The sequence below is a fragment of the Cellulomonas algicola genome, assembly GCF_003851725.1.
Classification (GTDB): Bacteria; Actinomycetota; Actinomycetes; order Actinomycetales; family Cellulomonadaceae; genus Cellulomonas; species Cellulomonas algicola.
Genome location: NZ_BHYL01000048.1, coordinates 23,127 through 30,093, shown reverse-complemented (window position 1 = coordinate 30,093; position 6,967 = coordinate 23,127). Strand labels below are relative to the sequence as shown.

5 protein-coding genes and 2 tRNA genes are annotated in these 6,967 nt (G+C 75.3%); 3 read left to right on the top strand and 4 right to left on the bottom strand.

All coding sequences use genetic code 11. The annotated features are described in order from the left end of the window. Positions 1-75 precede the first annotated feature (75 nt). Positions 76-492, bottom strand: coding sequence for a CBS domain-containing protein (locus CTKZ_RS03415; protein ID WP_124341616.1), 417 nt, complete (start codon positions 490-492; stop codon positions 76-78). Between the two features lie 228 nt (positions 493-720). Here CTKZ_RS03415 and CTKZ_RS03410 point away from each other — a divergent pair, with 228 nt between their 5' ends. Beyond that, entirely contained in the window at positions 721-3,033 is a 2,313-nt protein-coding gene (locus CTKZ_RS03410; RefSeq protein WP_124341615.1) for a glycoside hydrolase family 43 protein, read from the top strand. 7 nt (positions 3,034-3,040) lie between these two features. On the opposite strand, the gene CTKZ_RS03405 is transcribed toward CTKZ_RS03410, so the two are convergent. The 3 genes from CTKZ_RS03405 to CTKZ_RS03395 form a co-directional block, all read right to left on the bottom strand. After that, entirely contained in the window at positions 3,041-4,177 is a 1,137-nt protein-coding gene (locus CTKZ_RS03405; RefSeq protein ID WP_124341614.1) for an epoxide hydrolase family protein, read from the bottom strand. Positions 4,178-4,229: 52 nt separating this feature from the next. After that, a complete protein-coding gene (locus CTKZ_RS03400) occupies positions 4,230-5,018 on the bottom strand; it encodes a hypothetical protein (RefSeq protein ID WP_124341613.1) in 789 nt (262 codons plus the stop codon). Between the two features lie 140 nt (positions 5,019-5,158). Then, a tRNA-Gly gene (locus CTKZ_RS03395) sits at positions 5,159-5,229 on the bottom strand. Positions 5,230-5,326: 97 nt separating this feature from the next. Here CTKZ_RS03395 and CTKZ_RS03390 point away from each other — a divergent pair. Both CTKZ_RS03390 and CTKZ_RS03385 read left to right on the top strand, forming a co-directional pair. Then, positions 5,327-5,400 (top strand) — tRNA-Pro (locus CTKZ_RS03390). 153 nt (positions 5,401-5,553) lie between these two features. After that, a complete protein-coding gene (locus tag CTKZ_RS03385; protein ID WP_124341612.1) occupies positions 5,554-6,891 on the top strand; it encodes a glycosyltransferase in 1,338 nt (445 codons plus the stop codon). Positions 6,892-6,967: the final 76 nt, after the last annotated feature.

The following is a 6,967-nucleotide window of genomic DNA, read 5'->3' as shown; positions in this document are numbered from 1 at the left end:
CGCGGCGGGAGCGGCCGGGGCAGTCGTGCACCCGCGGTCCCGTCCCGCCGCGCGCCGCGGCCGACGAGGTTCCGGTCAGTCGTTCGGCGGGGCCTCCGAGATGTCGGCGAGGGCCGAGTCCGGGTCGAGGTCGACCGCGAGGTCGCCGATGCTCACGATGCCGACGGCCTGGTCGCCGTCGACCACGGGCACGCGCCGGACGGCGCGCTCGCGCATGAGGCGGACGACCTCGTCGACGTCGTCGTCGGGTCCGACCGTGACCACGTCGCCCGTCGCGAGCTGCCCGACGGGCGCGTCGAGGCCGATGCCCTGGGCGAGGCCGCGGACCACGAGGTCGCGGTCGGTGACGATGCCGACGACGGCGCCGTCCTCGGCGACGACGAGCGACCCGACGTCCTGCGTCGCCATGGTCTGGGCGACCGCGTGCAGCGTGTCCGTGACCTCGACGACCGTCGGGTGCGGCGTCATGAATGCGGAGACCGTGCGAGTCATGGGTTCCTCCTCGTCGGTGGACGCCCCGGGCGCACGCCGCGCCCGAGGACGCGGCGGGGTCTGCACCGCGGTCTTACCGTCGGCCACGTCCGTCGACGACGCATCTCGAGACGCCGGTGCCGGCATCGTCGCGCCCTGTCGGGCGCGGTCCGACGCTCCCGGTCGCCGGGTCGTCGACGCCGGGGTAGAACGGATGTCCAGCCCATCGACGACGATCGGCAGGACCCTGTGCGCCCCTCCGCCTCGCTCACCGTGACCCTCGCCCTCACGCTCGCGCTGGCCGCCGCGGCGGCGCCGAGCACCGGCGCAGCACCCGACCACGACGGTGCGGCGGGGAGCGCGTCGAGGTACCGGAACCCCGTGAGCACCGGCTTCGCGGACACGTTCGCCGACCCCGCGGTGGTGCGCGGCAAGGACGGCTGGTGGTACGCGTACGGCACGACCGACCCGCTGCGCGAGGGCGAGGGCACGCGGCACCTGATCCCGACCGCGCGCTCGACCGACCTGGTGTCGTGGGAGTACGTCGGCGACGCGTTCAGCGAGGACGCGCTGCCCGTGTGGGCCGACAGGAGCCGGGGCGCGGCGCTCTGGGCGCCCGACGTCCGGTACGTCGACGGGCAGTACCGCATGTACTACGTCGTGACCGAGACGACCGTGACCGACGAGCCGAACGACAGCGCGATCGGTGTCGCGACCGCCCCGACGCCGACCGGCCCCTGGACGCCGACGGCCGAGCCGGTGGTCGGGCCGCGGCACGGCGCCGGGGGAGCGGGCGACTTCCTGTGGACGTTCGACCCGTCGCACGTCGTCGCGCCGGACGGCACGGAGCACCTGTTCTACGGCTCGTACTACGGCGGGATCTGGACGGTGCCGCTGTCCGCCGACGGCACGCAGGCGGTCGGCGAGCCGGTGCAGGTGGCGATCGACAACAAGTACGAGGGCGCGTACGTCGTCCAGCGTGACGGCTGGTGGTACCTGTTCGCGTCGTCCGCCAACTGCTGCGCCGGGCCGACGACCGGGTACAGCGTGCACGTCGGCCGGTCGCGCGACCTCGCGGGGCCGTACCTCGACCGTGAGGGCGTGCCGCTCCTGCAGTCGCGCGCGGGCGGGACGCCGGTGGTGGCGCCGAACGGGAACCGGTGGGTCGGGACCGGGCACAACGCGGTCGTCACCGACCTCGCCGGCCAGGACTGGCTCGCGTACCACGCGATCGACCGCGACGACCCGTACCTCGACGGCACGGACGGCATCAACGAGCGACCGATGCTCCTCGACCGGCTCGACTGGCTCGACGGCTGGCCGACGGTGCGCGGCGGCGCGTGGGCGTCCAGCGACGAGCAGCGCGCGCCGGTCACCGACGGCCGCACGGCCACGACCTTCGCCGACGGCCTGTCGCGCGCGTGGTCCACGACGGGCCCCTGGGCCGACGTCGACGAGCCTGACGCCGGACGGTACCTGCGGTCGGACGGCCGCGCCACGGTGGTCACCCGCTCCGCGGTCGGGAAGGACGCGCGTGTCGAGGCCGACGTCCGGTTCGACGCGGGTGTCGCGGCGCCGGCGTCGCTCGTCCTGACCGCACGCTCGGTTGCGCTCACCGCGACGCTCGACCCGGCGACGCGCACGCTCGTCGTCGCGCGGACGGAGCGCGGCCGGACCGTGGACCGCGCGTCGGCACCGGTCCCGGAGTCGGTGGACCTCACGACGTGGCACGCGACGGCGCTCACGGTCCGCGGCGGCGTCGCCCGTGCCGAGCTCACGCACGCCCGGCTCGGCGACCCGCTCGCGACGGTCGCCCTCGACGTGCGGCACCACGCCCTGCCCGGCGCGCGCGGCGGTGCGGTCGCGAGGGGTGCGGGCGTGCACGTCGACAACCTGAGCGCGCTCGCCGCGGCCCGTCCGGCCACGCGGACCGTCGCCGTGCCGCGGCCCGGCGCTCTCCTGCGGGACCTGAGCGACGAGTTCGACGGCACGACCCTCGACGACGGCTGGCGCACGGTCCGCGACCCGCGGGTGACCGTCGCGGACGGGGCGCTGACCTGGCCCACCGAGGCGGCGGACCTCGTCGGCCCGACGAACGACGCCGGCGTGCTCCTGCGCGACGTGCCCGAGACCGACTGGGTCGCCGAGACGCGCCTGACCACCGACCTCGGCACGGACACCGTCCGGAACTACCAGCAGGGCGGGCTGGTCGCGTACGTCGACGACGACCTCTGGGCGCGGCTCTCGCACGTCGCGATCTGGAACACCCGGCAGACCGAGTACGGCACCGAGCGCCCGTATGCCGGACGCCTCTCCTACGGCGGGACGATCGTCGGGCCACCCGACGAGACGACGTGGCTGCGGCTCGTCCACCGGACCGACCGGACGGGCGAGCACGACGTGCAGGCGTTCACGAGCACCGACGGGCGGACCTGGGTCGCGGGCGGCGTCTGGACGTTCCCCGCCGGGTCCGACCTCCAGGTCGGGCTCGTGTCGCACGGCGGGGCGGGGGCGACCAACCAGTTCGACTACCTGCGGGTGTCCCGCCTCGCCCGCGGGTGACGCGGGGTCAGGTCGCCGCGCGCAGCGGGCGGAAGAAGTCGCGCAGCTCCTGCGCGTAGCGTCCGGGGGTCTCGAACGGGGCGAAGTGGCCGCCCGCCGGGGGCTCGGTCACGGAGACGACGTGCGCGACGCGGTCGAGCCACTCCCGGGGCGGCCGCAGGATGTCGCCCGGGAAGAGCGAGAACCCGGACGGCACGTCGACGCGGCGCGCGTGCTGCGCGGGCGGGATGGCGGCGTTCGCGTGGTACATGCGCATCGACGAGCCGGCGGTCCCGGTGAACCAGGTGGTGCTGAGCAGCGTGAGGACCTCGTCGTCGGTGAACGCCGTGATGCCGGTGCGCGGGTCGCTCCAGGCGTGCAGCTTCTCGACGACCCACGCCGCCAGACCCGCGGGGGAGTCGGTGAGTCCCACGGCCTGCGTCAGCGGCTTGGTGCGGTGGACCGCGCCGTAGGCGCCCTCGGCCGCACGCCACCGGTCCACGTCCGCGAACCAGTCGCGCTCCACGGGGGACAGGTCGGCGACGTCGCCGGTGAGGACCGGGAGCCCGGCGTCCATGCGGTGGACGCCGACGAGGTGCTCGGGGTGGTCGAGCGCGAGGAAGCGCGTCACGGCGCTGCCGATGTCGCCGCCCGCGGCGCCGTACCGGTCGTACCCGAGCGCGTCCATCAGGTCCGCCCAGACCCCGGCCACCGCCACCGAGTCGAGGACGACGTCCGGCGGGAGCACCGAGTGCCCGAACCCGGGCATGTCGGGGACGACCACGTCGAACGCGTCGTCCGGGTCGGCGCCGTACGCGCCGGGGTCGGTGAGCGGCCCCACGACCTTGGAGTACCGCCACGACGAGTCGGGCCAGCCGTGCGTGAGCACGAGCGGCAGCGCCGGCGACGCACCCGGCGGTCGGACCGCGCGCACGTGCACGAAGCTGACCTCGACGCCGCGCACCCGCACGCGGAAGCGCGGCACGAGCGCCTGCTCGGCCTCCCGCGCCGGCCAGTCGAAGCCGTCCGCCCAGTAGGCGACCAGGTGCCGCAGGTACTCCTGGTCGGTGCCGAGCGACCAGCCCGCACCGCTCGGCGCCGCGGGCCAGCGCGTCGCGCGCAGGCGCGTGCGCAGGTCGTCCCACGCCTCGGGGGAGGCGGTCACGTCGTGCCGCTCCGGCGACGGCGCCCGGCTCGTCGCGCGGTCGACCGGTGGCCTACTGGACACGGAAGTCGAAGGCGTCCGGCTGACGGTGCCCGTACTTGTCGCGCAGGAAGTTGCCGCTCGTGCTCAGGTCCGCCGTCAGGCGACGCTGCCGGCTCGCGTCGAGGGTGTCGGCCTGGGCCGCGAGGATCCGCAGCTGCTCGGTCAGCTCCTCGACGGGGGTGCGCCCGTCGGGCTGGCGCTCGTGCACCCTGCCCGGCGGGATCGCGAGGTAGCTCGTGAGCACGGACGGCAGGTACTGCCGCACCATCGCGTCCAGCTCGTACTCGAACCGCGCGTCACGGGTGGGCTCACGCTGCTCCGAGGCGATCACGGCGTCCAGCACGTCGCAGATCCGCACGACGGTCCGGTGGGTGTCGCCGGGCAGGCGCCGCCGGTTCCGGTCGGCCTGCTCGCGGACCCGGGCGACCGTCGACGTCAGGTCCTCCGCCCCCTCGACAGGGGTGGTGTGCGGCGCGCGGGACGTCGAGACGACGGTCGCGGTCCCCACCACGTCGTGCTTCCACCACCGGCGTCGTGCCGGCAGCCAGAGGTCGCGCAGGTGCCAGGAGCGGACGCCCGAGGCGCCCATCGCGACGAGCGCGAGCAGGGTGCGCAGTCCCCAGGGGGCGTCGAGCACGAAGACCGCCGCGGAGAACGCCCCGGCGTAGACCAGGCCCTCGACGGACGTCCGGAGGTGCTTGCGCACCGCGCCGATGACGAGCACCAGGTAGCCGAGCAGGGGCAGGAAGACCAGGACGGCCGCCACCTTGACGACGTTGCCGAGCGTCAGCCGCGTCATGAGCCCTCCTCGAGCACCCCGAGCCGGAGTCGATCATCTCAGACTTCGCCCGGATGGGCGCCGCCCGGATCGCGACATCCTCGACGTCGTCGACGGGGAGCCCGCGGACGACGTCGGCCGACGGGCGTCCTGCGGTGGGGAGCGGACGACGGGAATCGAACCCGCGTAGCCAGTTTGGAAGACTGGGGCTCTACCATTGAGCTACGTCCGCACAGGTCCGGCAGGCCGGACCGCGGCACCCAGGGTACCGGGTGCGCAGGAGCGGATCGTGCACCCCACCCGGCCACCCGGCCGTACCGGGGTGCGCACGGGATGTGGCGCAGGTTGGTAGCGCGTCCGCTTTGGGAGCGGAAGGTCGTGGGTTCGAATCCCGCCATCCCGACCTCGTTCACCCGGGGACCGACGTCGACGTCGGTGTCGGCGACGCGTGCGAGCGACCCGGTGCCTCGGACCCGGCGTATCAGGAACCGCGGCCGCGGCCCCTGAGTCGACGGGCCGGACGGACCGGCCGCCGACGAACCCCCGGAGCCCCCGCATGAGCCGGATCCTGTTCTCCCTCACGCCGATCACCGGCCACGTCCGTCCCGCGCTGCCGGTCGTGCGCGCGCTCGTCGACGCCGGTCACGACGTGGTCGTCCACACCGGCACGAAGTTCGCGTCCGCGGTCGCGGCGACCGGCGCCACCGCGGCACCCGTGGTGCACGGCCGCGACCTCGACGACGCCGAGCTCGACGCCTGGTCCGCGGCGCACGGCGCGCCCGAGCCGGGTGTGAAGCGGCTGCAGTGGGACGTGCTCCACCACTTCCTCGGGCCCGTGCCGGGCGACCTCGCCGACCTCGAGGCCGTCGTCGCGGGCTGGCGCCCTGACGTCGTCGTCACCGACACCACGGGCATCGCGGGTGCGCTCCTCGCGCGCCGGCACGGCATCCCGTCGGTCCAGCTGACCGTCACGCCGCTGCCCGTGTCGAGCCGCGACACCGCCCCGTTCGGCACCGGCCTCCAGCCGCCCCGCACAGGGCTCCAGGCGCTGCGCTACCGCCTGCTCGACGCGTTCATCAAGCGGGCCGTGTTCAAGGACGCCCAACGGAAGGCGCTCGCGCTCGTCGACGACGCCGGGGTCGAGCGCCCCGACGGGTTCTTCCTCGACTGGATGCCGACGTTCGCGACCCGCGTGCTGCACCTGTCGGTGCCGTCGCTCGAGTACCCGCGCAGCGACCTCCCGGCGAACGTCGAGACGGTCGGCGCGGTGCTGCCGCGCGGCGTCGACCTGTTCGAGCCGCCGGTGTGGTGGCGCGACGTGCTCGCCGCGAAGGCCGACGGCCGGCCCGTCGTGCTCGTCACGCAAGGCACCGTCGCGACCGACCCGTCGCGGCTGCTCTACCCCGCGGTCGAGGCCCTCACCGGCACGCGTGCGCTCGTCGTGCTCACGACGGGCACCGCCGAGCCCGGGGACGTCTTCGCGGGCGAGCTGCCCGCGAACGTGCGCGCCGCGCGCTTCGTGCCGTTCGAGCAGCTCCTGCCGCTCGCCGACGTCATGGTGACGAACGGCGGGTTCGGGGGTGTGCAGCAGGCGCTGGCGGCGGGCGTCCCGCTCGTCGTCGCCGGTCGGACGGAGGACAAGGCGGAGGTCGGGGCGCGCGTCGCGTGGGCGGGTGTCGGGGTCGCGCTGCGGACCGACCCGACGACCGACGCGACGACGACGCAGGCCGTGGCCGACGGGGTCCGCCGGGTGCTCGAGGAGCCGTCGTTCGCGCGCCGCGCGCAGGAGCTCGCGGCCGAGTACGCCCGGTACGACGCCGTCGCGCGCGTCGTCGAGGTGGTCGAGGAGCTCGCGGGCGAGCAGGCGTCCGCGACGGACGCGGCCGCGGCCTGACGGGGACCCGTGTCGGGTGCGGGGCGCGGGCAGCCGTCGGAGGGCGCGGGGGCGTCCCCGGCGGCCCCGTCCCCGG

What these genes read in the sequence shown, in the direction of transcription:
- CTKZ_RS03415 (WP_124341616.1), bottom strand. Translation starts at nt 492, where the DNA reads ATGACTCGCACGGTCTCCGCATTCATGACGCCGCACCCGACGGTCGTC.
- CTKZ_RS03400 (WP_124341613.1), bottom strand. Translation starts at nt 5,018, where the DNA reads ATGACGCGGCTGACGCTCGGCAACGTCGTCAAGGTGGCGGCCGTCCTG.
- CTKZ_RS03385 (WP_124341612.1), top strand. Translation starts at nt 5,554, where the DNA reads ATGAGCCGGATCCTGTTCTCCCTCACGCCGATCACCGGCCACGTCCGT.